The organism is Lentzea sp. NPDC006480 (assembly GCF_040611995.1).
GTDB lineage: Bacteria > Actinomycetota > Actinomycetes > Mycobacteriales > Pseudonocardiaceae > Lentzea.
The window spans coordinates 1-1930 of sequence record NZ_JBEXPJ010000342.1; the positions used below are offsets into that span (position 1 = coordinate 1).

General features: G+C 67.8%; 2 protein-coding genes. Both read left to right on the forward strand.

The window, feature by feature from the left end:
• Position 1: 1 nt before the first annotated feature.
• On the forward strand, positions 2-100 hold the full coding sequence (locus tag ABZX92_RS45790; protein ID WP_355572437.1) for a glycoside hydrolase family 48 protein: 99 nt from the start codon (positions 2-4) through the stop codon (positions 98-100).
• Positions 101-206: 106 nt separating this feature from the next.
• On the forward strand, positions 207-1904 hold the full coding sequence (locus tag ABZX92_RS45795; protein ID WP_355572435.1) for a glycoside hydrolase family 6 protein: 1698 nt from the start codon (positions 207-209) through the stop codon (positions 1902-1904).
• Positions 1905-1930 lie beyond the last annotated feature (26 nt).

Sequence of the window (1930 nt, forward strand, 5' to 3'; positions counted from 1 at the left end):
TCTGAACGGTGGACCGGCGCCGGAGTTCACCTACCACCGGTTCTGGGCCCAGACCGAGATCGCCACCGCATTTTCCCTGCACACCGAGCTCTTCGGCTGAGGACCCGGTCCTCGCGTGACCTCTTACCGATCAAACACCATTGAAAGACAGGAGATCCGTGGCAATGAGGCTCAACGGACAAAGGCGGTGGGCAGCGGCGGGAGTCGTGGCCGCGACCACCGTCGCCATGGCTGGGATCGCGCTGAGCGCGCCTCCGGCCGGCGCCGCACCCGGTTGTCGCGTGGACTACACCGCGAACAACTGGGGCGGTGGCGGCTTCGGCGGCAAGGTGAAGATCACCAACCTCGGTGACGCCATGTCCTCCTGGACGCTGAAGTTCACCTTCCCCGGCACGCAGAAGGTGACGCAGGGATGGAGCGCGAACTGGTCGCAGTCGGGCGCGGACGTCACCGCGACGAGCATGTCGTGGAACGGCAGCCTGGGCACCGGGGCAGCGGCCGAGATCGGCTTCAACGGCAGCTACACGGGTGCCACCAACGCCGACCCGGCGTCGTTCTCGTTGAACGGCACGGTCTGCACCGGTCAGCCGCCGACGAGCACCACCACCACGACCACCACGACCAGTGATCCGGGCCCTGGCCCCGGCCCTGGCAACCGCGTCGACAACCCATACGTCGGCGCGAAGATGTACGTCAACCCGGACTGGTCGGCGAAGGCCGCCGCCGAACCCGGTGGCAGCAGGGTCGCGAACAACTCCACCGGCGTGTGGATCGACCGCATCGCGGCGATCACCGGCACCGTCGACTCCCGTGGCATCGCGGGACATCTGGACGAGGCGGTGCGGCAGGCGGCGGGCTCACCACTCGTGGTCCAGTTCGTCATCTACAACCTGCCCGGTCGTGACTGCTCGGCGCTCGCGTCCAACGGTGAGCTCAAGCCCACCGAGATCGACCGGTACAAGACCGAGTACATCGACCCGATCGCGGCGATCCTCGCCAAGCCCGCCTACAAGGACTTGCGCATCGTCACCACGGTGGAGATCGACTCCCTGCCGAACCTGATCACCAACGTCACGCCGCGCCCGACCGCCGTGCCGCAGTGCGACGTCATGAAGGCCAACGGCAACTACATCACCGGCGTCGGGTACGCGCTCGCCAAGCTCGGCGCGATCCCCAACGTCTACAACTACCTCGACATCGGCCACCACGGCTGGATCGGCTGGGACGACAACTTCGGCCCGACGGCCGAGCTGCTGTTCCAGGCGGCGAACGCCTCCGGCAGCACCAAGGCCAACGTGCAGGGCTTCATCGCCAACACCGCCAACTACGGCGCGGTGCGCGAGCCCAACTTCTCGATCAACGACACGGTGGCCGGCAAGTCCGTGCGCGAGTCGAAGTGGGTGGACTGGAACCGCTACACCGACGAGCTGTCCTACGCGCAGGCGTTCCGGCTGCGAGCGGTGCAGGCGGGCTTCGACGCCAACGTGGGCATGCTGATCGACACCAGCCGCAACGGCTGGGGCGGCGCCGCCCGTCCCACCGGCCCCGGCCCGCAGACGTCGGTCGACGCCTACGTGAACGGCGGCAGGCTGGACCGGCGCATCCACCTCGGCAACTGGTGCAACCAGTCCGGTGCGGGGCTCGGCGAACGCCCGAAGGCGGCACCCGCGGACGGCATCGACGCGTTCGTGTGGATGAAGCCTCCGGGTGAGTCCGACGGCGCGAGCAAGGAGATCCCGAACAACGAGGGCAAGGGCGCGGACAAGATGTGCGACCCGACCTACACCGGCAACGTGCGCAACGGCAACAACATGTCGGGCGCTCTGCCGGACGCACCGTTGTCCGGCAAGTGGTTCTCCGCGCAGTTCCAGGAGCTCATGCGCAACGCCTACCCGGCACTGTGAGAGCAGGCCTGCGCTGAGAGCAGCGC